The organism is Goodfellowiella coeruleoviolacea, from assembly GCF_024171785.1.
In the GTDB taxonomy this organism is placed as follows: Bacteria; Actinomycetota; Actinomycetes; order Mycobacteriales; family Pseudonocardiaceae; genus Goodfellowiella; species Goodfellowiella coeruleoviolacea.
The window spans coordinates 21,395-45,317 of record NZ_JAMTCK010000020.1 but is presented as its reverse complement, the minus strand read 5'-3'; the positions used below and the strand labels follow the sequence as shown (position 1 = coordinate 45,317).

General features: G+C 71.2%; 16 protein-coding genes. 11 read left to right on the top strand and 5 right to left on the bottom strand.

Going from position 1 to position 23,923, the window contains the following annotated elements; all coding sequences use genetic code 11:
* Positions 1-137 precede the first annotated feature (137 nt).
* Entirely contained in the window at positions 138-1,019 is an 882-nt protein-coding gene (locus tag LX83_RS33380) for a phosphotransferase (RefSeq protein ID WP_253778877.1), read from the top strand.
* Positions 1,020-1,124: 105 nt separating this feature from the next.
* Here the strand turns inward: LX83_RS33380 and LX83_RS33375 are convergent, their stop codons facing one another.
* The 3 genes from LX83_RS33375 to LX83_RS33365 form a co-directional block, all read right to left on the bottom strand.
* Positions 1,125-2,567 (bottom strand): MFS transporter, encoded by a 1,443-nt coding sequence (locus LX83_RS33375; RefSeq protein WP_253778875.1) that lies wholly within the window; start codon positions 2,565-2,567, stop codon positions 1,125-1,127.
* A gap of 92 nt (positions 2,568-2,659) precedes the next feature.
* On the bottom strand, positions 2,660-3,106 hold the full coding sequence (locus LX83_RS33370; protein WP_253778874.1) for an RrF2 family transcriptional regulator: 447 nt from the start codon (positions 3,104-3,106) through the stop codon (positions 2,660-2,662).
* Between the two features lie 120 nt (positions 3,107-3,226).
* The gene (locus LX83_RS33365) at positions 3,227-3,550 is read right to left on the bottom strand and encodes a DMT family transporter (RefSeq protein WP_253778872.1); all 324 of its coding nucleotides are present in this window, start codon (positions 3,548-3,550) and stop codon (positions 3,227-3,229) included.
* A gap of 362 nt (positions 3,551-3,912) precedes the next feature.
* Between LX83_RS33365 and LX83_RS33360 the strand changes: the two genes are divergently transcribed.
* The 9 genes from LX83_RS33360 to sigJ all read left to right on the top strand — a co-directional run bounded on the left by LX83_RS33360 (position 3,913) and on the right by sigJ (position 21,192).
* Positions 3,913-13,731 (top strand): RHS repeat-associated core domain-containing protein, encoded by a 9,819-nt coding sequence (locus LX83_RS33360; protein WP_253778870.1) that lies wholly within the window; start codon positions 3,913-3,915, stop codon positions 13,729-13,731.
* Positions 13,732-13,739: 8 nt separating this feature from the next.
* Positions 13,740-13,973, top strand: coding sequence for a hypothetical protein (locus LX83_RS33355; RefSeq protein WP_253778868.1), 234 nt, complete (start codon positions 13,740-13,742; stop codon positions 13,971-13,973).
* A gap of 26 nt (positions 13,974-13,999) precedes the next feature.
* Positions 14,000-16,339 (top strand): hypothetical protein, encoded by a 2,340-nt coding sequence (locus tag LX83_RS38180; protein WP_301329339.1) that lies wholly within the window; start codon positions 14,000-14,002, stop codon positions 16,337-16,339.
* Positions 16,340-16,535: 196 nt separating this feature from the next.
* Positions 16,536-18,473, top strand: coding sequence for an AfsR/SARP family transcriptional regulator (locus LX83_RS33345; protein WP_253778867.1), 1,938 nt, complete (start codon positions 16,536-16,538; stop codon positions 18,471-18,473).
* Positions 18,474-18,727: 254 nt separating this feature from the next.
* Positions 18,728-19,054, top strand: a complete 327-nt coding sequence (locus LX83_RS33340; protein WP_253778865.1) for a PadR family transcriptional regulator — start codon at positions 18,728-18,730, stop codon at positions 19,052-19,054.
* Positions 19,051-19,407: a DUF1048 domain-containing protein gene (locus LX83_RS33335; protein WP_253778863.1), complete on the top strand. Its 357-nt coding sequence runs from the start codon at positions 19,051-19,053 to the stop codon at positions 19,405-19,407. Before LX83_RS33340 ends, LX83_RS33335 begins: the two co-directional genes overlap by 4 nt.
* A gap of 1 nt (position 19,408) precedes the next feature.
* Positions 19,409-19,735: a DUF1048 domain-containing protein gene (locus tag LX83_RS33330; RefSeq protein WP_253778861.1), complete on the top strand. Its 327-nt coding sequence runs from the start codon at positions 19,409-19,411 to the stop codon at positions 19,733-19,735.
* A 192-nt stretch (positions 19,736-19,927) separates the two neighbouring features.
* On the top strand, positions 19,928-20,116 hold the full coding sequence (locus tag LX83_RS33325) for a hypothetical protein (RefSeq protein ID WP_253778859.1): 189 nt from the start codon (positions 19,928-19,930) through the stop codon (positions 20,114-20,116).
* A 104-nt stretch (positions 20,117-20,220) separates the two neighbouring features.
* Positions 20,221-21,192 carry an RNA polymerase sigma factor SigJ gene (gene sigJ / locus LX83_RS33320; RefSeq protein WP_253778857.1) on the top strand — a complete coding sequence of 324 codons (972 nt, stop codon included), beginning with the start codon at positions 20,221-20,223 and terminating at the stop codon, positions 21,190-21,192.
* A 128-nt stretch (positions 21,193-21,320) separates the two neighbouring features.
* Here the strand turns inward: sigJ and LX83_RS33315 are convergent, their stop codons facing one another.
* Positions 21,321-21,887, bottom strand: a complete 567-nt coding sequence (locus LX83_RS33315) for a dihydrofolate reductase family protein (RefSeq protein WP_253778855.1) — start codon at positions 21,885-21,887, stop codon at positions 21,321-21,323.
* A 343-nt stretch (positions 21,888-22,230) separates the two neighbouring features.
* Here LX83_RS33315 and map point away from each other — a divergent pair, with 343 nt between their 5' ends.
* Positions 22,231-23,055, top strand: coding sequence for a type I methionyl aminopeptidase (gene map / locus LX83_RS33310; RefSeq protein ID WP_253778853.1), 825 nt, complete (start codon positions 22,231-22,233; stop codon positions 23,053-23,055).
* Between the two features lie 40 nt (positions 23,056-23,095).
* On the opposite strand, the gene LX83_RS33305 is transcribed toward map, so the two are convergent.
* A complete protein-coding gene (locus tag LX83_RS33305) occupies positions 23,096-23,848 on the bottom strand; it encodes a hypothetical protein (RefSeq protein WP_253778851.1) in 753 nt (250 codons plus the stop codon).
* Positions 23,849-23,923: the final 75 nt, after the last annotated feature.

Below are 23,923 nucleotides of genomic sequence, written 5' to 3'. Positions count from 1 at the left end.
AATTGCAACACCGGAGACGGCGGCGGTCCGGGGCAATGCACCAGCACCGGACCGGATGGAAACGAAAACCAGGAGAGCAAGAAACCCGGCCCCAGTAAGAAGTAGTGCATCTCTGGCCTCGTCGGACAAAGGGAGTCGTGGACGTGTCAACTGAATGGGCGGAGCTGCCGGCTGAAGTTCGGGCAGGCGTTCAGGAAAACATCGGCATGGTCACGCACGTCATCCCCAATCGACGAGGCCGGAGTTGCGACCTCGCGGCCACCTTGGTGCTCGCCGATCAGCAACGCGTGTTCGTCAAGGGCGTGTCCGGGGTCTCGCGGCGGATGTGGTTCCTGCGCAACGAGAGCACCGCACCGCGGTTGGCCGGTGACCTCGCACCACGCGTCCTGTTCCACGCCGACTTCGACCAGGACGACTGGCTCGTCGTGGTGTTCGAACACGTGGAGGGGCGCGCGGCGGACTTCACGCCGGGATCAGGTGACCTGCCCCGGATTGCCGGGACGCTGGACCAGCTCAGCGGCACGACTGCCCCCGGGGTGCGCTCGCTGCGCGAGCGCTGGTCTGGTGGGCAGAAGTGGCGCGCGCTGGTGGAGGACAACCAGGTGGGCGGCTGGGCCGAGAAATGCCTGAGCGAGCTGACCAAGTGGGAAGCGGTGGCGCCCGAGTTGCTCGTCGGGGATGCCCTGTTGCACACGGACCTGCACCAGGACCAGTTCATCATCGGCGCGGACGGGAGCGTTCGGGTGATCGACTGGGGTTGGCCAGCATCGGGCGCTCCCTGGGTCGATGTCGCGTTTCTCGTCATCCGATTGATCGCGGCGGGGCACACGCCGGCTGAGGCGGAGCGGTGGGCGGCGGGGGTTCCAGCGTGGTCAACGGCTGACGGTGACGCGGTGACCGCGTTCGCCTGCTACGTCTCCGGCCTGTGGAGCACGTGGGCTCTCACGAAAGAGGGATTGGGCTGGCGGGCGTCTTGTGCTCGCAGGTATGCCGCTTGGCGGTTGGGTCAGGATGTTTGAGCCCTGACAACACCGAACGGCCCCCACGCTCACCGTGCTGGTGGCGTGGGGGCCGCGCTGTGGCTGGTCTTCTGCTACGAGCACTGACCCGTCACCCGCTGCTGGTCACTGGCCGAGGTTGGGCTGCTGGGGCTGGGCCGCCGGGCGAGCTGGGCGCATCCGTGACGCGACGATCAGCGTGAGAACGGTGACCACGGCCATCGCCAGGAAGACGTCGGAGTAGGCGGCGCCCTCGTGGCCGGCGTAGTAGGGGTTGATGGCGCTGGCGCCGCTCTGCTGCCGGGCGGAGACCAGCACGCCGAACACGGCCGGGCCGGTGCCCGCGCCGAGGAACTGGACGCCCTGGAGGACCCCGAGGCCGACGCCGACCTGCTCGCCGGGCAGTTCGCCCGCTGCCGCGCCGATGAGGGTGGTCATCACGAAGCTGAAGCCGATGCTGAGCGCGAGAACCCCGACGGCCGCGGGAACCGGCGAGGCGCCGTCGGTGAACGTGGACAGGAACAGCGCGGACAACCCGATCAGGGCCAGCCCGGTGAGCACCAGGGGGCGGGTGCCGACGCGCTCGGCGAGCCGGCCGATCACCGGCGAGAGCGCGGCGACCGCGGCGCCGGCCGGGATCATGACCAGCGCGCCTTGCCCCGGGGTGAGGCCGTTGACCTCGACCACCAGCAGTGGGACGAACACCAGGCCGCCGAGGTTGACGGTCATGGCCAGGAACGCGACCAGGACGCCGGTGCGGTAGCCGCGGTTGGTGAACAACGCGGGCGGGACGAACGGCTGGTCGACCCGGGCGGTGCGCCAGCCGAACAGGACCAGCGCCGCGACCGCGACCGCGAGACTGCCCCACGCCAGCGGGGCGGCGAAACCGGCGACCTGTGCCTGGGTCATGCCGAACAGGACCAGGCCCGCGCCGAGGCCGAGCAGGACGCCGCCGGGGACGTCGAGCCGGCCGCGCCCTGCCGGGGCGTCGTCGGGCAGCACCCGCAGCGCCGCGGGGACCAGCACCAGGGAGACCACCAGCGTGATCCAGAACAGCGCGGGCCAGCCGAGCGCCTGGCCCACACCGCCGCCCACCGCCGGGCCGGCCGCGGTGCCGATGCCCGCGCCCGCCGAGACCACGCCGATGCCGACGCCGCGCTTGGCCGCGGGCAGCAGCCGGGTGACCGCGATGATGCCGAGGACCGGGATCGCGGCCGCGCCGATCCCGGTGACGATCCTGCCCGCCACCAGCACGAACAGGCTGGGGGCGAGGGCACAGACCAGGCTGCCGGCGGCGTAGGTCAGCAGCGCGAGGACGAAGAGGCGCCGCAGGCTCACCCGGTCGGAGACGCGCCCGTAGAGCGGGACGCCGACCGAGAACATCAGCAGGAAGCCGGTGACCACCCAGGCGAGTTCGGCCTCGGTGGCGCCGAACTCGGTTCCGATGGTCGGCAGCATCAGGTTGACCATGTCGCTGGCGGTGACCGTGATCAGGATGGCGGGCAGCAGCAGTGCCAGCAGTGCCAGCCCCGGTCCGGTCCGCTCGGGCGTTGTCGATGGTGAGGTCATGCGGGCGTCCTTCAGCTCAAGATACTGCAACCGTGGCGCTTACAGTTTGGGTAAAAGAGAAGGCGGAGGGCTGAGCCTCCGCCAGCGGTCGGCTAGTGGTTTCGCCGCGCGGCCGCGCGCTCGTTGGCCAGCACCTGGCGGACCAGGTGGGCGATGGTCGTCCGGCTGAGCCGTTCCTCCAGGGCCCGCTCCGCGTCCCGGAACTCCGCGTCGAGCAGGTCCTGCATGTTCCGGCCCACCTCGCACGCGTCGCTCGGCGGGTGCGGGTGCCGGGACAGGACCGGTCCCGCTTCGACGGCGGTGTAGGCGTCGCGGAGCGTGATCTGGGTGGCGGGGCGGGCCAGTGACCAGCCACCGTTGCGCCCCTCGGTGGCCCAGACCAGGCCGGCGTCGCGCAGGCTGCCGAGGATCCGCCGCACCAGGACCGGGTTGCTCGCCAGGCTGTCCGCGATCTCCGCCGAGGTCAACGACTTGTCGTCCCAGCGCGCCAGCATGGTGAGCGCGTGGATCGCGACCGCGCTCCTGCTGCTGACGCCCACCGCTGTCCCCTTCCCCGCTGGAGTCGCCTGGCCGAACCCGTTCCGGTTGAACTGAAACGAGGCTAGTTACAGTTTGGTGGGCGTGTCAATCCCGGCTCCGTGGCGGGGGATGTGTCGGCGTCAGTGCGCGCCGGAGAGGTTGAGCACGACCACGCCCGCGACCACCAGGACCACGCCGATGATCTTGGCGAGGGTGATCGGCTCGTGCAGGAACAGCGCGCCGATCGCCACGATGAGCGTGGTGCCCAGGGCGGACCAGACGGCGTAGGCCACGCCGATCTGCAGGCCGCGCTGGATCGCCAGGGCCAGGGTGAGGAACGCCACGGCGTAGGAGAACAGGCACGCCAGTGTCGGCCACAGCCTGGTGAAGCCCTCGGTGGACTTGAGCAGCGTGGTGCCCGCCACCTCGAACACGATGGCACCCAGCAGGAACAGGTACGCCATGCGGCCCGCGCTCCCCCTTCATGTACGCGTGTACCAGTACAGATGTACAAGGTACCTACGCCCCTGCTGACCTGGTGCCGCTGTGGGGTAGCTCATAACTCCACTCCTCGGTAACGCGTTGACCTGCGCTGACGCGTCCGGCGCGGCTGCCGGGCCGGTGGTGTGAAGCGGTTGTGAAGACGGCTGGAAGTCGGCTGCAAGATCGCCGACGTAGCTTCTTGCGCGCTCAACTAGGTGCGCTACGGCAAGGGGTGCCGACGGGTATGTCACGCGCTGGCTTTGATCGACGCCCTCGGGCCGGCCGGGGGAAACGACGCGCCGCGGGCCTGCTGGGTCTGCTGTGGACCTCAGGTGCCGTCAAGGTGGTCGCGGTCGGCACCGCCATCACCATGCTGGTGACCAGCGGCGGTGACGGAACCGGTGGGCTGGCCGACGAGTACGCCCGCGAGCGCGCCGCCCAGGCCCAGCGGCAGACCGTGCTCGGCGCCACCCCGCAGCAGCAGTGGGGCGCGGCCAGCGGCGGCGGCGACCAGGCCACGCAGGGCAAACCCGGCAACCGCACGCTGCCGGCCAGCGTGCGCAGCCGCTACCCCGCGATCAGGTGGGAGCAGAACGCGGACAACGCCGCGTCCGTTGTGGACCCGCCGGCCAGTGAGGTGCGCGGCTTCGACGAGGCCACCAGCACCGAGGTGGCGGCCCAGCGCGGCGCGTTCGAGCGCGTCTACGACAACACCGACGGCACGCAGACCACGGTGTTCTCCACCACGCCGGTGAACTACCAGGACGCCAACGGCGCCTGGCAGCCGATCGACACCACGCTGCGGCCGGCCGAACAGGGCGGCGGCTGGCGCAACACCGCCGACGCGGTCGGCCTGCACTTCGCACCGACGGCCACCACCGACAGCCTGGCCACGGTGCGCGTGGACGATGCGCACGCGCTGTCCTTCGGGCTGGCCGAGACGGCCGCCACCACCGCCACCACCGAGGGCAGTGCCATCACCTACCCGGGCGTGCTGTCGCATGTGGACCTCAAGCTGGAGGCACAGCCGGGCGGGGTCAAGGAAACCCTGGTGCTGACCGCGCCGGACGCGCCCACCTCGTTCGTGTTCCCGTTGCGGCTCACCGGACTCACCGCCAGCCTGGTGGACGGCCAGGTGGTGCTGACCGACGCGGCCGGCACACCGCGCGCGGTGCTCCCGCCGGGCGAGATGGTGGACTCGCGCACCGGCGACGCCGGCCCGGCCGCCTCCACCGGCGTCAGCTACCAGCTGGTGACCTCCGGTGGGCAGCAGGCGCTGCGGGTGGACGTGGACGCGGCGTGGCTGCGCGACCCGGCCCGGGTCTACCCGGTGCTGGTGGACCCGACCGTGCGGGTGCCGGTGGCGGGCGAGGCGGCCGACTCCAGCATGTACACGGTGCAGGGCGGCTCCTCGGTGGTGGGCCGGCAGACCCTGCGGGTGGGCGCCGGCCACGCCGCCTACGTCAAGTTCACCGGCCTGGTGAACAAGCTCAAGTACCACACCATCTTCGGCGCGCAGTTGTGGGCGGTGAACTACAACTCCAACTCGTGCACGCCGCGCCAGGTCACCGTGCACCCGGTGACCGAGTCGTGGTCGGCCGGCACCGGCTACTCCTACCCGGGCCCGTCGGTGGGCGGTGAGCTGGGCAGCAAGTCGTTCAACCACGGCTACATCGCGTTCGGCAAACCGTCCTCGGCCTGCCCGACCGCGGGCGAGCTGATCGACCTGGGCGGCGGCGGCCGGGACCTGGTGCAGCGGTGGGTCAACGGCGAGCAGGCCAACAACGGCATCTCGCTGCGCGCGTCCACCGACGCCTCGGCCGGGAAGTGGTTCACCGGCACGGAAACCGCCAACCCGCCGCGCCTGTACGTCACGCACAGCCCGTACAACGCCAGCTACTCCATCCCCAACCCGGTGCCCAACCCGGTGGTGTTGCAGAACCAGGACGGCAAGGTCAAGGTCACCGTCACCAACAAGAGCGCCGCCGAGTGGCAGCCGGGCGACTACTACCTGGCCTACCGGGTCTACAAGGCGGACACGGGCGCGTCCGTGTCGCAGCAGCGCGCCGCCAACCTCACCAGCACGGTCGCGCGCGGCGGCCGGGTGACGCTGGACGCCACCATCAAGGCCATGCCGCCGGGCAAGTACTTCCTCGACTTCACCATGGTCAAGACCGGCGGACCGGTGTTCACCGACCACCAGGTGCCGCCCGGCCGGATCGTGTTGCAGGTCTTCGACATCCCGCCGGTGGTGCAGGAACTGTTCCCGCCCAACGGGTACCAGGCGCCGACGCTGACGCCGCAGCTGTGGGCGCGGGCGCTGGACATCGACGCGCCGCCCAGCGTCAGCATGCAGTTCAAGTTCGAGGTCTGCCAGACCGACGCCGCGAACAAGCCGGTGAACTGCGTCAACTCCGGCTACCAGGCCAAGCCCGCGTGGACGGTGCCGGCCGGCACCCTGGTGTGGAGCAAGACCTACCAGTGGCGTGCCTACGTCAAGGACGCCACCAACGAGGTGATCTCGCCGTACTCCACGGTGCTGACCAGCGTGCCGCAGCCGGAGATCACCGCGCACCTGGCCGGCTCCCCGTACGCCGCCCAGGACCAGGAGTTCGACCCGCAGGTCGGCAACGTCACCACGTCGGCGCTGGACGCGTCGGTGACCACGGTCGGCCCGGAACTCAACCTGGTGCGCACCTACAACAGCCTGGACCCGAGGCGCGACGGGCTGTTCGGCGCCGGCTGGACCAGCCGCTACGACATGAAGCTGGTGCCGGACAACGACGGCTCCGGCAACGTGGTGGTGACCTATCCGGACGGTCAGGCCGTGCGGTTCGGCCGCAACCCGGACGGCGGCTACGCCGCGCCGCGGGGCCGCACCGCGTCGCTGACCGCGGACGCCAGCTCGTGGAAGCTGCTGGACGCCTCCGGCACCACGTTCCAGTTCTCCCTCAACGGCCGGCTCACCAGGATCACCGACAGCGCGTCCCGGTCGGTGGTGCTCAGCTACGGCAGCGCGGACGGCCGGCTGGCCAAGGCGCAGGTGTCCAACAGCCAGACCAACACCGCCGGCCGGTCGCTGACCTTCACCTGGTCCGGCAACCACGTCAGCAGCGTGAGCACGGACAAGGTCGAGGGTGTCGCGCTGACCTGGACCTACAGCTACACCGGTGACCTGCTCACCAAGGTGTGCGGGCCGGGCGCCACCGCGTGCACCAGCTACGACTACAGCGCGGGCTCGCACTACCGCAGCGCCGTGCTGGACTCCCGGCCGGAGTCCTACTGGCGGCTGGGTGAGCCCGACGGCACGGCCGCGGCCAGCGAGGTCGCGGTCAACCTGGGCAAGGACGCCGGCAGCTACTCCGGGGTCAGCCTGGGCACGGCCGGTCCGCTGGCCGGCACCACCAACACCGCCGCCACCTTCGACGGCAAAACGTCCAAGGTGGACATTCCCAAGGGGACGGTGAAGAAGAGCACCGACGCCGCGGTCGAGCTGTGGTTCCGCTCCTCGATCACCGGCACCGGCGGCCCGCTGCTCGGCTACCAGGACAAGGCGCTGGGCTCGGCGTCCACCACCGGCGTGCCCGTGCTGTACGTGGGCACCGACGGCAAGCTGCGCGGCCAGTTCGCCACCGGCGGCGTCAACCCGATCACCTCCACCAGGACCGTCAACGACGGCAAGTGGCACCACGCGGTGCTGTCCGCCGTGGGCACCACCCAGACCCTGTACCTGGACGGCGTCAAGACCGGTGAGCTGACCGGCAAGACCGTCGACCAGACCCTGTTGACGTTCAACCAGATCGGCGCGGCCTACGCCAGCAGCCCGGCGTCCTGGCCGGCGTGGGGCAGTACCGCGCAGCGCTCGTTCGCCGGCGCCATCGACGAGGTCGCCGTCTACGCCCACCCGCTGGGCGCGGCCTCGGTGGCCAGCCACTACCAGGCCGGTACCGGCCAGGCCGACCAGCTCGGCAAGGTGACCCTGCCCAGTGGCAAGACCGCCGTGACCGCCACCTACGACGTGGCCACCGACCGGGTCAAGGAGTACACCGACGACAACGGCGGCACCTGGAAGATCGGCGCGCCCACCGTGTACGGCGGTGACAGCGACCTGCGGCGCAGCGTGGAGGTGCTGGACCCGGCCAACCGCCCGAGCCTGTACGAGTACGACGCGATCGGCGGCTGGCTCCTGCGCGAGGGCCGGCCGCTGGGCATCGAGACCCGCCCCGAGGACCGGCCGGGCGAGCCCACGACCACGCCGGAACAACCACCGGTGCAGAGCTGCACCCAGCCCGACCCCAACGACCCCGCGTTCTGCACCACCATCCCGGACAGCTCGGGTGGGCCGGTGTTCGTCCGCTACGGCGCCGAGGGCACCGCCATCCGCACGTTCGGCTACGACGACAACGGCAACCTGACCACGATCACCGACGAGAACGGCGACACCACCACGCTGACCTACGACGCGCGCGGCAACGTGACCTCGCAGCGCACCTGCCGCACGTCCAGCGAGTGCCACACCAGCTACACCAGCTACCCGGCCACGGTGACCAACCCCTACGACCCGCGCAACAACCTGCCCACCGAGACGCGGGACGCGCGCTCGGCCAGCGCCACCGACAACACCTACCGGACCAGCTACGGCTACCACGCCACCGGGCAGCTGGCCACGCAGACCAACCCGGACGGCAGCACGGTCACGCACGCCTACACCACCGGCGGTGAGGCCGCGGTCAACGGCGGCAACCCGCCGGCGGGCCTGCTGGCCAGCACCAGGGACGCGCGCGGCAAGGTGACCAGCTACGCCTACTACAACAACGGCGACCTGGCCCGGATCACCTCGCCCAGCGGGCAGATCACCGAGTACGGCTACGACGCGATCGGCCGCAGGATCAGCGAGAAGCAGATCTCGGACACCTTCCCGGACGGCGTGGTCACCACCTACGCCTACGACACCATGTCCCGGCTGCGCACCCAGACCGAGCCGGCCACCAGGAACGCGGTGACCGGCCAGTGGCACCAGCGGGTCACCACCAACACCTACGACGTGGACGGCAACGCCACCCGGGTGGAGGTCAGCGACGCGCTGGGTGACGCCGCGGCCCGGGTGACCACCAGCGACTACGACGAGCACAACCGGATGATCCGGGTCACCAACCCGGAGGGCGGCGAGACCAACTACAACTACGACGCGTTCGGCAACGTCACCTCGGAGACCGACCCGAACGGCAACCGGTTCGACTACGCCTACACCGCCCGCAACGACGTGTCCGAGGTGCGGCTGCGCGACTGGCACAGCGACCCGGCCGGCACGCCCGCGCCCAGCACCGGCGACCACCTGGTGCTGGCCGCCTACTCCTACGACTTCGCCGGCCGGCTGGCCAGTGAGACCGACGCGATGGGTCGGCGCGTCGAGTACGAGTACTACGGCGACGGCCTGGTGCACCGCGTGGTGTTGAAGAACTTCCACAACCCGGACGGCAGCACCCGCGACTTCGTGTTGGAGGACGACACCTACGACGCGGACGGCAACCTCACCCGGCAGGTCGCCGACAACGGCAGGACCGTGGTGGAGAACACCATCGACCGCGTCGGCCGGGTGCAGTCCACCGTGGCCGACCCGGGCGGGTTGGCCCGCACCACCAGCTTCACCTACGACGGCAACGGCAACGTGCTCAGCGTGTCCCGCTCGGGCAACGCGTCCAACGTGCCGTGGGCGGTGTCCACCACGCCGGAGCAGGTGACCTACGAGTACGACAACATCGGCAACGTCAGCAAGGAGACGGTCACCGACGGCAGCACCGCCCGGATCACCACCTACGGCTACGACCAGCGCGGGGTGCGCACCTGGGTGACCGACCCCAGGGGCAACGACACGGGCGCGGACAGGGCCGCGTTCACCACCAGGATCGTCAGCGACGAACTGGGCCGGCGGACCAGCGTGATCGGCGCGCCCGTGGCCGTGGAGACCGGTGGCGGCGCGGCCAGCACCACCACCCCCACCCTGACCACCGGCTACAACGCGTTCGGCGAGCAGACCGACGTGCGCGACGAGACCGGCAACGTCAGCACCGCCAGCTACGACCGGCTGGGCCGACAGGTCAGCAGCACCGCGCCCAGCTACACCCCGCCGGCCGGCATGCAGGCGCTCACCTCGACCGTGCGCTACGACTACGACGACAACGGCAACGTCATCCAGGTCACCGACGCGCGCGGCAACACCACCCGCTCCAGCTACGACCAGCTCAACCGGCTGACCGCGGTGGACCAGCCGGCCAGCACCGACGCCGAGCGGGCGGTCACCAGCTACACCTACACCCGCACCGGCCAGCAACTGTCCACAACGGACGCCAACGGCGCGCGCACCGAGGCCACCTACGACGACCTCGACCGGCAGGTGACCAGCACCGAGATCGAGCGCAAGCCCACGGGCGCGGTCTACACCACCACGCTCGGCTACGACGACGCCGGCAACCTCACCAGCTCGCTCTCACCGGCCGGCGCCAGCGTCAGCAACACCTACGACGCCCTCGGCGAGCTGATCAGGAGCGTGGACGGCAACGGCGTGGCCACCGAGTACGGCTACGACTTCGCCGGCCGGCGGGTCCGGGCCACCGACGGCGCGGGCCGCACCGAGCAGACCGCCTACAACCCGTTCGGCGACACCGTGGCCGAGGCCGACCTCAAGGCGGACGGCACCACCCTGCGCAGCACCCGCTACGACTACGACCCGGCCGGCAACCTGATCCTGGTCACCGACCCGGTCAAGGCCACCACCAGCTACACCTACGACGCGGCCAACCAGCTGGTGAAGCAGGTCGAGACGGTGACCGACACCAGGACCGTCACCACCACGTTCGGCTACGACGCCGCCGGCCACCGCACCCGCTACACCGACGGCCGCGGCAACACCACCATCACCACCTACAACCCGCTCGGCCTGGCCGAGTCGGTGATCGAGCCGGCCACCACCGAGCACCCGGCCGCGGCCGACCGCACCTGGACGGCCAGCTACGACCAGAACGGCAACCAGGTCGCGCTGACCGCGCCCGGTGGGGTGGTCCGCAAGGCCAGCTACGACGCGGCCAACCGGCTGACCAGCGAAACCGGCAGCGGCGCCGAGGCCGACACCGCCACCCGCACCCTCGGCTACGACCTGGTCGGCCAGCTCACCTCCGCCAACGGCGCCACCGACACCAACACCTACAGCTACGACGACCGGGGCAACCTGATCGGCACCACCGGCCCGAGCGGCACCGCCCAGTTCGGCTACGACGGCGACGGCGCGCCCACCAGCCGCACCGACGCCGCGGGCAGCGCCAGCTACGGCTACACCAAGGGGCGACTGTCCACTGTGGTGGACGGCCTGACCGGTGCCACCCAGAAGTTCGGCTACGACCCGGCCGGCAAGGTCAGGACCATCGACTACGGCTCGGGCCGGCTGCGCACCCTCGGCTACGACGACTTCGGCCGGCTCGCCTCGGACACGCTCACCAACGCGGCCAAGCAGACCGTGGCCGCCACCACCGTGGGCTACGACCTCAACGACACGCTGACCCACAAGACCACCAGCGGCACCGCGGGCGCCGGCGAGTTCACCTACTCCTACGACAAGGCCGGCCGGCTCACCGGCCTCACCACCGGCGGGACCACCACGGCCTACGAGTGGGACGACGCCGGCAACCGCACCAGGGCCGGCGCCAAGACCGCCAGCTTCGACGAGCGCAACCGGGTGCTCGCCGACGGCGACTACACCTACACCCACACCGCGCGCGGCACCCTGCGCACGCGTACCTCCTCCGGGCTGACCGAGCAGTTCACCTCGGACGCGTTCGACCGGATGGTCAGCGCGGCCGGGCAGAACTACACCTACGACGGCCTGGACCGGGTGGCCGCCCGCAACGGCGTGGCGTTCACCTACGCCGGCCAGGACGACGAGCCGGTCGCCGACGGCACCGAGACCTACGCCAGGGGCCCGGGCAACGAACTGCTGGCCGTCGGCGAGAACGGCGGCACCCGACTGTCCATCCAGGACTTCCACGGGGACGTGGTCGGCGCCATCGACCCGGCCGACACCACACTGTCCGCACTGGCCGGTTCCACCGCCTACGACCCGTTCGGCACGGTGACCGCGCGCACCGGTGACACCGGCTCGCTGGGCTTCCAGGGCGACTGGACCGACGGCGCCACCGGGCAGGTGGACATGGGCGCCCGCTGGTACGACCCGGGTACCGGTGCCTTCACCTCGCGGGACACCCTGTCCTACGACTCCGGCGACTCGGTCGAGGCCAACCGCTACACCTACGGTTCGGCCGACCCGCTGGACAACGTGGACCCGGACGGCCACAAGCCGCGCAAGGCGAACGCGTGCAACATCTGGTTCGTCGCGCTCGCGTGCATGTTCAGGCACGGTGGCGGCGACAGCACCACGGTGCAGCCGTGCTGGATGAACGTGTTCTGCTCGCTGATCGAAGAGATGGAGTGGAACAGCCCGAGTTCGCTCGCGTACGCCATCGAACAGCAGGCCTACTACCAGTCCTGCCAGGTGAAGAAGTGCCCGAAGAAGGCCCGGGGCGCCAACGGCACCTACCCGTCCTACGCGCCCGGTCCGGCCGCCCGCAACGGCAGTGGCCGCAGTTGCGGCGCCTGCTACGGCAGCGGCAAGTCCGCCGCCTCGGCAGCCGCCGCCCGGCGCGCCGCCTACGAGCGGGCCAAGCGGGTCAGTGACGTGGCCCGGTCCGCCGCCGCCACCGCGGCCAGGACCGTGCCCCGCAAGGTGGCCGCGGCCGCGGCCAAGCCGGTGCTGAACATGCCGGCACCGGTCTCGTCCAGCCCGAAGCTGCCGGCCCGGTCGGTGGCCACCAACAAGAACGTGGTCGCCGACGCCAGGAAGGGCACCGAGAAGATCTACCAGGCGGCCGTGGACAGGGTCGGCCCGGTGGTCAGCAACGTCTCCGACGCGGCCAGCGCGGCCAGCGAGTCCACCTCCAGCGGCGGTGGCGGCCGCGGCTACGACGGCGACGGCGGTGGCGGCTTCGGCGACTTCCACCTGTCCGACCTCACCCACGCCGGCTTCTGGAAGGCCAGCGGCAGGGGGTTCGTGCACGCGCTCGCCGAGCTGTCCGGCTACAACGACGCCAAGGACTGCATCACCGACGGCGACGCCGAGGGCTGCGCCTGGGCCGCGGTCACCGCGCTCAGCCTGCTCGTCGGCCCCGAGGGCGCCGGCGCGGTGCGCGGCGTGCGCAGCGGGGTCAAGGAGGCGGTCAGGCACGCCGACGACGCCGTGGACGCCGCCCGGGTCGGCATCCGGGCCGCCGACGCGGCGATCACCAACGTGACCTGCGCCGCCGCCGGCAACAGCTTCACCGGCGACACCCCGGTGCGGTTGGCCGACGGCGGCAGCACACCCATCGCGCGGGTGGCCGTGGGCGACGAGGTGCTGGCCACCGACCCGACCACCGGCCGCACCGAGGCGGAACCGGTCACCGACGTGATCACCGGCACGGGCCGCAAGGACCTCACCGAACTCACCCTGCGGGTGACCGACGAGCAGTCCACTTCGGACACCGCGACGATCACCGCCACCAGCGGGCACCCGTTCTGGTCGGTCGACCAGTCCCGCTGGGTCAGCGCGGGCGAGCTGCGGGTCGGCCAGCGGGTGCGGACCGCCGAGAACCGGCCGGCCACCGTGGTGGCCACCCGGACGTGGAGCCAGACCCAGACCGTCTACAACCTCACCGTCGACACCCTGCACACCTTCCACGTGGTGGCCGGCGACGCCGACGTGCTCGTGCACAACGTGGACGGCCGGTGCGTGACCAAGGCGCTGGCCAGGGCCAGGGGCGCGGCGGCGGGCGGGCTGAGCAAGATCGGTTCCGGCCTCAGCAGGCTGGGCGACGGCCTGGCCAGCGCCGGCCGCACCATCGGCGGCGGCCTCAGCAAGGTCGGCCGGCAGGTCAAGCAGCACGGCTTCACCGACCCGATCAAGTACGTCCGCAACAACCCGGGGCGGGCCGCGTGGCGCTGCATCGGCATGCCGGCGCTGACCACCGCGGCGGCCTGGGCCACCCTCGGCGAGAAGTTCGGGTGGGGAGCGGCGGCGGTGTCCACGGCGAGCTGCGTCGGCAACCTCGTGCACGACTCCTGGCCGACCAAGAAGTAGCGGCGGACATGGGCGACGACGTGACCGCGGGCCGGGACGGGTTCCTGTGCTGGCTGCTGCGCGACCGGTGGGCGCGGCGGGTGTTCTACCTGCCGCTGCCCCTGCTGGTCGTGGTGGTGGCCGGCGTGGTCACCGACTGGCCGTTCCCGCTGCGGGACCGGCCGGTCACCCTGCTGCTGCCCGTCGCGCAGTTCGCCGTCGAACTCGGCTTCCGCTACCTGGACTGGCGCAAGGCCAGCTAGCGACCGGTACCCCCAAGGAGAGAGAGTTGACCACGACAACGACGACCGGCGCGGGCGGCCGAAGCACGCGCCGACGAGGCGGACGCGGCGGCCTGCGGCTGCCGGTGTTGCTGCTGGCCACCCTGTTGGCCGGGGCGGCGGTGGCGGCCGAGCCGATCACCCCGCTGGCGCCGCGGGCGCACGCGGACGCGGCCGGCGGTGGTGGCGACTACGTGCCGCTGAGCACGAACGCCGTGGTGCTGGACACCCGCTCCGGCACCGGCACCACCACCGGCACCCGGGCCGCCGACAGCACCACCACCTTCCCCGTGCTCGGCGTCGGCGGCGTGCCCACCACGGGCGTGGGCGCGGTGGTCGTCCGGGTGGCCCTGATCGGACCGACCGCGGCGACGTGGACCGCGCTGTGGCCGGACGGCACCACCCGGCCCAACCAGACGATGGTGTCGGCCGCGGCCGGTGAGGACCTCTCCAACGTCGCCGTGGTGCGCGTCGGCGCCAACGGCAAGCTCGCCATCTACAACGCCGCCGGCAAGACCCACCTCGTGGTCGAGGTGCAGGGCTACTTCAAGTCCGCGCAGGGCAGCACCGGCGGCGGCTTCGTGCCGATCGCCCACACCCGCGTGGTGGACACCCGCAACGGGCTGGGCACCAACACCGGCACCATCGCGGCCGGCGGCAGCCGCACCCTCACCCTCACCGGCGGCAAGGTGCCGGCCGGAGCGGCGGCCGCGTTCGTGAACGTGCTCGTGCCGGGCGCGTCCACCGCCGGCTGGCTGGCCGTGGCCCCGTCCGGCGGCAGCCAGCGCCCGCTGATGAACTACGAGACCGGCTCCACCCAGTCGGGCGCGGTGCTCACCCTGCCCGCCGACGGCAAGGTGACCATCTACAACAAGGGCAGCGCCGCGGTGAACGTGGTGCTGGCGCTGGAGGGCTACTTCGCGGCCAACCCGGCCCAGGGCGCCGGCCTGCGCAACGTGACCAGCCGGCTGCTGAACACCCGCACCGTGGGCGCGGGCGTGCCACTGGCCGCCAACGCCACCATCGACGTGCAGGTCGGCGGCACCAACGGCCTGCCGACCAGGGGCATCGCCGGTGCCGTGCTGAACACGGTGGTCACCCCGGACAAGGCCGGCTACCTCAAGGCGTGGCCGGTGGGCGAGGCCGAGCCGGACGTGTCCGTCATGGACTTCAAGGCCGACAGCTGGCGGGACAACGCCATGGTGCTCAAGCCCGGCACCGACGGCAAGATCCGCATCCGCAACGGCAGCTCCGGCACCATCCACCTGATCGTGGACCTGCAGGGCTGGTTCGCCGACCCGCTGCCCGCCATCCCCGTGGCCAAGGACACCCGCACCACCGTCATGCAGGCCGCCCCGGCCACCGGCGCCATCGCCGGCACCCTGGAATACGCCTACGTGGACGACTCCGGTCGGCTGCGCTACGGCCACCAGGACGACCTGGGCAGCTTCAACTCGGTGCAGTGGACCACGATCTCCGGCAACGAGGCGTTCACCGGGCAGCCCGCCCTGACCCAGCTGGCCGACGGCCGCGTGCAGGTCAGCGCGCAGCACCAGGACGGTGACATCTGGACGATCACCCAGACCGCGGCCGGCGCGGCCACCTGGACCGCCTGGGCCGACTTCGGCGGCTCCGTGGCCGGCCCACCCGTGGTGGCCAAGCTGGGTGACAACACCGCGGTGCAGTTCGCCGTGGACGCCGACGGCAAGCTGTGGGCCTACGCCCAGACCGGCGCCGTGCCCTACTGGCGCAACCTCGGTGACCAGGACCTGACCACCGCGCTGGACGTGGTGCCGGTGCGCGACGGCGTGCGGGTGTTCGGGCTGAACGCCCAGGGCGCGGTCAAGACCGTCGAGTACTACAACGACGGCTCGGTGTCCGCCTGGACCGACCTGGGCGGCACCGGCCTGACCGGCGCCCCCGAGGTCATCACCCGGCCCGGGTACGTCCTGCAGGTGTTCGTCCGAGGCGCCAGCGGTGCCATCGTGACCAAGACCCAGGACGTCTCCGGCGCCTGGCCCGCCGACTGGCGCACCGTGGGCACCTACCCGGACCTGGGTGCGGACACCCCGCCACCGGCCGCGGGCTCGCCCACCGCGGTCACCGACGCCTCCACCGGCCGGATCTCGGTGGTGGTGCGCGGCACCAACAGCGAGCTGTACCAGGTGACCGAGACCAGCACCGGCAGCGACACCTGGGGCAACTGGACCAAGTCGGTGGCGGCCAGCGACCCGTCGGCCACCGACCCGACGGCGCTCGCCTACACCGGCACCAACGGGGCGTCGTGGTTGATCACCTTCCGCGACGTCAACGACGCCAGCCGGATCTACGACCTCAAGCAGGGCTGACCCGGGCCGGCACACTCCGAAATGGACAATCACGACGAGTCGGCCAGCGCCGTTGAACAGCGGCTGTCCGGCGCGTGAAACCTCGGTGCGCCACCGCGGTGATCGCTAACAGCGCGGTGGCCGCCGGCGAACAGCGAATCGGCAAGGTGGGGGGCCGGGGTGCGGGCGAGCGCACCCCGGCCCCACGTGTTCGCACATGAGCGCTGGGGGCGACGAGGTGCGTTACCTGTTACTGGGGCCGGTCGCGGTGACCGGGCCGACCGGGCCGGTGCGCCTGGGCGGCCCCAAACAGCGGGCGGTGCTGGCCAGCCTGCTGCTGCGGGCCAACCAGGTGGTCTCCGACGACCAGCTGGTGCGGCTGGTCTGGGGCAAGCAGACCCCGGCCAACGCGCGCGGCCAGCTGCAGATCTACGTGTCCGGGCTGCGCAAGCTGCTCGGCCGGTCCACCATCGTGCGCCGGCCACCCGGCTACCTCATCGAGGTGGCGCCCGGCGAACTGGACCTGGCGGTGTTCTCCGCCACGGTGGACCAGGCCGTCGGCGACCTGGCCGCCGGCCTCACCGAACGCGCGTCCGAACGACTGCGCACCGCACTGGCGCTGTGGCGCGGGCCGGCGCTCGGCGGCGCACCCGAGTCCATTGTGGAGCGTGAAGGACCGTCCCTTGAGGAACAGCGGCTGGCCGCGTTCGAGCACTTCTTCGACGCCGAACTGGCCATGGGCCGGGCCGCCCAACTCGCCGGCGACCTGCACCGGCTGGTGCGCGAACACCCGTACCGGGAGCGGCTGTGCTGGCAGCTGATGCTGGCGCTGCACCGCACCGGCCGCACCTCCGAGGCGCTGGCCGCCTACACCGACATCCGGCTGCGGCTGGCCACCGAACTGGGCATCGACCCGGGCAGCCGGCTCCAGGAACTGCACCAGCGCATCCTGCGCGGCGACGACTGCGCCGAGCTGGTGGCCCGCCCCGGTGGCGCCGCGCCCGAGCCGGCCACCGCCTCCGGCACCACCGCACCCGACGCCACCAGCACCAGCACCACCGCACCCGGCGAGGAGGTGCGGCCCGCCGAACTCCCGCACGACGTGCGCGGCTTCGTCGGCCGGGAACGGGAACTGGCCACCCTGTCCCAACCCGGCGACGAGTCCATCCCGGACATCTGGGTGATCAGCGGCATGGCCGGCGTCGGCAAGACCGCGCTCGCCGTGCACTGGGCCCACCTGGCCCGCGACCGGTTTCCCGACGCCCAGCTGTACGTGGACCTGCGCGGTTTCGACGCCGACCACCCTCCGCTGACCCCGGCGGCCGCGCTCAGCCAACTGCTGCGCGCCCTGGGCACCGACCCGCGCCGCATCCCCGCCGAGGTGGACGCCCAGGCCCGGCTCTACCGGTCGGTGCTGGCCGGCCAGCGGGTGCTGCTGGTGTTGGACAACGCGCGCGGCGCCGACCAGGTGCGCCCCCTGCTGCCCGGTGGTGGACCGGCCACCGTGCTGGTCACCAGCCGCGACCGGCTCGGCGACCTGGTGGCCCGGGACGGCGCGCGCGCCCTCGCCCTGGGCGTGCTGCCCGCCGCCGACGCCCACGACCTGCTCGCCGACGTCCTCGGCGCGCACCGGGTCGCGGCCGAACCCGAGGCCACCAGGGAACTGGCCCGCCGCTGCGGCCAACTGCCCCTGGCGTTGCGCATCGCCGCGGCCAACATCAGCGCCAACCCGAACACCAGCATCGCCGCCGGCCTGGCCGAACTCGTCGCCGACGGGCTGCTCGCCGGCCTGGCCGTGGACGGCGCCGCCACCAGCTCGGTGGCCGCGGCCCTGATGGTCTCCTACGAGTCGCTGCCCACCGACCTGCGCCGCCTGTTCCGCCGCCTCGGCCTGTTCCCCGGCTGCGAGTTCACCGCGCACACCGCCGCCGCCCTGGACAACACCACCGTGGCCGAGGCCAACCGCCGGCTGCGCACCCTGGCCGCCGCCAACCTGCTCGAACAGCACGCGGCCCACACCTACCGCTTCCACGACCTGGTCCGCCTGTTCGCCGCCGCCCGCGCCATCGACGAGGACACCGGCACCGACCGCGACATCGCCCGTGAACGCCTGTTCGCCGCACCACCGGCGCCCGCGTGTTCGAGTGGTGCGTGAGGGCGGGATCCCGGTCTGCCGTTACCCGAAGCACCGGTGATCGTCAGGCAGCCGGGGTCCTGCGGTCCCGGCGTTCACCCGTGGTGGGTGTTCCCGTGACGCACGCCGACCGCGGCGATGCGGCTGCGCCGTGCGAGGCGGGTCGGCACGCCGCACCAGTCGTCGCTCATCGCATGCTGGTTGTCCGCTACCTTGTGATACTTTGTACTGGTACTCAGTGTTACTGAGTACCGGCGTGGCCGGGAGGACCAGAGTTGGACGACCTGACGGAGATGCTGAAGGGCACGCTTGAGGGCTGCGTGCTAGAGATCATCGGCAGCGAGGAGACCTACGGGTACGCCATCACGCGTCGGCTGAACGAACTCGGCTTCGCCGACGTCGTCGAGGGGACGGTTTACACCATCCTGCTGCGACTGGAGCGGAACGGGCTCGTCCAGGTGACCAAACGACCGTCCGTCCAGGGCCCACCGCGCAAGTTCTACGCGCTCAACGGCGCGGGGCGCGAAGAACTCGCGAAGTTCTGGGAGAAATGGGAGTACGTCACATCGCGGATCGACAAGCTCAGGGAGGACCGGAGATGAACTTCTGGGAGACCGTCACGGGCAGCGATATCACCAGGGAATGGAAGTCGTTCGAAGCCCGAGCCGAGGTGTTGCCGGCCGACTACCGGGCGGCGTGGGAAGAGATCAAGGACCATCTTTCTCCCTACTCGGACTTCACCGGCCGCAACCTGATGCCGATTCTCGACGCCGCCCTGGGGCTGCTCGAAGAGACAGCGTCCGATGGACAGAGCGTTCACGAGGTGCTGGGTGACGACATCAAAGGCTTCTGCACCGCGCTGGCCGGCGGAGAACGGAGTCGGGACTACCGCGACCGGTGGCGCGAGCAGTTGAACAGGAACGTCGCAAGGAAACTGGCCCAACTGGGAGGCTGACGTGGGCATCCAGGACATCATCGAGGGCAAGAAGCAGTGGCGGGCGCACATGGCACGGGTCAAGGCGCTCCCGCCCGACTACCAGATCGTCTACAAGGAGATGCAGAAGTACCTCTTCAAGGTCGGACCGATCGGCTTGTCCGACGGGCAGCTGCTTACCGGGATCGTCGATTTCTTCGAGGAGGGCGTCGTGTCCGGCAAGGGGGTCCTGGAACTTCTCGGCAACGACGTCGCTGCCTTCTGCGACGACCTGCTCAAGGACACGCGCACCTACGCGGACATCTATCAGAAGTCCCTCAGCGGGGAACCCGGCACGGCCGAGAAGTAACACCCCGAGACCCGATACCGACCACCGGCGAGGTTGCTCGGCCGAACCGATTGGCTGATCGACTGCTGGCCGACCGCCACTCCCGGACGCTCTCGATCGCGCTCCACCTCATCCCCGGAGCCCACGGCCAGCCCACACGTTTCCAGGTACGGCATCCAGCCGCTGACGCGGCGACTCGACCTCAACGGGATCATGCGCGAACTGGAGGGCGAACGCGGCCACCGGGCGCGGCCGTTCCGGCTCGTGATCACCGAGATCCCGGTGGCCGGGGTGATCTGCCACCGGCTGGCGCCCGATCACCTGCTGATCTCCGGCCGGTTCCGCGCCGACGAAGCCGCCTGCCGAGCCGCACTGCGCGCACTCCTGGCCGAGCTGTACTGACGTGCCGCCCGTTGTACCGTGCGGTGACGTGCCGACCTCACATCTTGGCGTGCTGTCTCGTCGGAGTGGTTGAGGCAGATGCGACCAAGGGAGCGTGCGGCAGCATGACCACCTTCGCCGGACACGGAGACGGCCGGCTCGATCCGGACCTGAGCGCGATCATGCGCGAGCGGCGCCAGTTGACCAACCTGGCGTACCGGCTGCTCGGCTCCCTGGCCGACGCCGAGGACGTCGTGCAGGAGACCTACGCCCGCTGGTACGCCCTGTCCCGGCAGCAGCAGGAGGCCATCAGGTCCCCTGCCGCCTGGCTGACCACGGTCGCCGGTCGGATCTGCCTGGACCTGCTCGGCTCGGCCAGGGCCCGGCGCGAGCGCTACGTGGGCGAGTGGGTGCCCGAGCCGCTGCCCGACCGCGCGGAGTGGGGCAGCGCGTCCTCGGGCGGCGCCACCGCCGACCCGGCGGACCGGATCACCCTCGACGAGTCGGTCAACATGGCCTTCCTCGTCGTGCTCGACTCGATGACCCCGGCCGAGCGGGTCGCGTTCGTCCTGCACGACGTCTTCCGCTACTCCTTCGCCGAGGTGGCCGAGATCGTCGGCCGCACGCCGGCGGCCTGTCGGCAGCTGGCGTCCTCGGCCCGCCGCCGCATCCGCGCCGCGCAGGCTCCGGCGACGCCGGCGGCCCAGCGCGCCGGTGTGGTCCGGGACTTCAAGCAGGCGTGGCACGCCGGGGACATCAACGCCCTCATCGGCCTGCTCGACCCGGACGCCACCGCGATCGGCGATGGCGGCGGTCTGGTCGGCGCCGCGCCGCACCCGGTCCGGGGTGCCGAGCGGATCGCGCGCTTCCTCGTCGAGCGGGTCGGCACCCAGCCCGGCGTGGCGATCCTGGAGCGCACGGTCAACGGTCAGCCCGGGCTGGTGGTGCAGTTGGCCGGCGTCACCTCGGCGGTGTTGGCGTTCGACATCGCGGGCGACCGGATCAGGCACATCTGGTCGGTGTTGAACCCCCACAAACTCCGAGCCTGGACAGCGGACTCGCCCACCTCGCCGGAACCGGCCGAACTCGACACCTGACGCCGCCGGCCGGAAGCGACCGCACGCGGGCGGGGCGGCGCGCGCCGCGGCTGCGGCCGAACCGGTCGGGCTGCCCGGCGGGGAAGGCCGGGCAGCCCGGGCATCGGGTGGGGACTGGCCGGGAGCGATCAGGCCGCGCCGGCGGTCGCGGGCAGCGGCCGGTAGGTGAGGATGGTGGGGCCGGCGTCGAACGCGGTGGTGTCGAGCAGCTCCAGGGATGTGACGCTGTCCTTGCGGAACAGGCGCTCGCCCGCACCCTTGAGCACCGGGTAGATCCAGATCCGGTACTCGTCGAGCAGCCCGGCCCCGGCGAGTGCGTCGGTGAGCCGGCCGGTGCCCCAGATCAGGATGTCGCCGCCGTCCTGCTCCTTGAGCTTGGCCACGGACGAGAGCAGGTCGGCGCCGGGAATGACCTCGGTGGGGTTCCAGGCGGAGGTGTCGACCGGCTGGGAGGCGACCACGTACTTGGTGATGGAGTTGAGGTGGTCGGCGTAGGGGTTGCCGCCCATGTTCGGCCACGCCTGCGCCATGCCCTCGTAGGTGACGCGGCCCAGCAGCAGGGCGTCCGCCCGCATGGCCAGGTCGAACGCGTAGGTCATGACCTGCTCGGCGTTGTTGTACCGCATCGCCCACTCGTGCGGGTTGTCGATGAACCCGTCGAGCGTGGCGTAGGTCGAGTTGATGATCTTCCGCATGGCGCCCCCTCGCGATACCGACCGTGGCCTGTTTGCCACGGTCCGTGCTGTTGACCAACAGCATGCACGACCCCACCGACAAAACCGGGCCGCCGCCCTGCTTCGCGCAGGTCACCAGGGGCGACGGTGGTCCGCGAGGCACCCCGGGGGCGACCTCCTGCGGGCGGCCGGCGGTCCGCGCGGGGAGCGAGGCCGGGCCGGCGGGAGAGCGCGCGCCACGAAGAGTCCACTGTGGAGGATGGTGGGCGGATCGCGCTCACGCCAGATGGTTGGTATTACTATACCGGCAGGTGTTAGGGTTCCGGTATAGCTATACCGCATCCTGTGACGCGAGGTATTCGCCGTGATTGAACTGAAGACGCCTGCTGAGATCGAACGCATGCACGTGGCCGGGCGTTTTGTCGCCGAGGTGCTCTCCGAGGTCGGCCGGCTCGCCGACGTGGGCGTCAACCTCCTGGACCTGGAGCACCACGTGCGCGGCATGATCAAACGGCGCGGGGCGGAGTCGTGCTACTGGGACTACGCGCCGTCCTTCGGCAAGGGCCCGTTCCGCAACGTCATCTGCCTGTCGGTCAACGACGCCGTCCTGCACGGTCTGCCGCACGACTACACGCTGCGCGACGGTGACGTGCTCACCGCGGACCTCGCGGTGAGCGTCGACGGCTGGGTGGCCGACTCGGCGCGCACGGTCATCGTCGGCACCGCTGCCGAGGAGGACCTCCGGCTCATCCGGGCCACCGAGGAGGCGTTGGCGGCGGGGATCGAGGTGGCACGTCCGGGCAACCGGCTGGGTGACATCTCGGCGGCGATCTGGGCGGTGGCCCGCGACTACGGCTATCCGGTCAACACCGAGTTCGGTGGGCACGGCATCGGCCGCACCATGCACGAGGAGCCCCACGTCTCCAACAAGGGCCGGGCGGGCCGCGGCCTGAAGCTCCAGCCGGGACTGACCCTCGCGCTCGAACCCTGGCTCGCCCGCACGACCGACCGGATCGTCTACGACCCCGACGGCTGGACCATCCGGTCGGCCGACGGCTCGCGCACGGCCCACTCCGAGCACACGATCGCCATCACCGAGGACGCCGCCCTGGTGCTGACCCGGCGCGAGTCGGAGGACCCGGCGGCGAGCGGTGGTTCCGCCAGCCAACCCTCCGCAGCGGACGCCTGACCCGCCGGCGGCAGGTGCCTGGCCGCCCAACTCGCCCTGATCACGATGGGCGGCGGGGTTCGGGCGCGGGTGCGGTGAGCGCCGTGATCCACTGCTGGTAGCGGGCGTGGAACCGCTCGAACTCCAGCACGTCAACGGCTGCCGGGTCGTCGAGGAGTGCGAGTACCGCGCCACCGTCGGGGGTTCGGGTGACCGTGAGACCAGGTTCCTCGGGTAGTGGTGGCAGTGATTGGTAGTAGTCGGCGCTGAAGTAGGTCGTCCACCCCAACCACCGGGGCCAGTGGCCGGGGGTGGGTTGTGGACCCGCGTACGGGTCGGCCAGCGTGCGCCAGATCTGTTCGAGGGTCCACTCGTCCTCGACGTAGCCGAACGGGGCTTCGGTGCGGGCGGCGATGGCCAGCCAGAGTTCGGTCAGTTGTCGGTGCAGGCGGCGGAAGTACTCCGCTTCCGGGGCGGGCTGCCGCCAGCACCAACACGAGTCCAGGTAGAAGGAGAGGCTGGGGGGAGCCGTTGGGCCGCCAAGGGATGTGGTCAGGAAGATGTCCACCTCGTCCGGTGTCCACAGGTTGGTGCTGTGGGTTCCGGTGGCCAGTGCGGTGACGACCGACTGGCGGTCCAGGCGTTCGAGGTAGTGGTCAACGTTCTCGAAGTCGTTGCTGAAACCGTTGACCGCGCCGTCCGGTCGGTGCGGTGACAGGTCGGCATCCTCGGCCAGGGTGAGGATGTCGTCGATCAGGGCAGGGGTCAGCGCGCCTGGTGGGAAATCCAGCGACCACGACCAGTCAGAGCCCATGACACTGATCTTTCCAGTGCGGCCAAGTGGATTAACCGCCGTGCCGCGCGGAGAACCGTTTCCCCGTTACGGTTT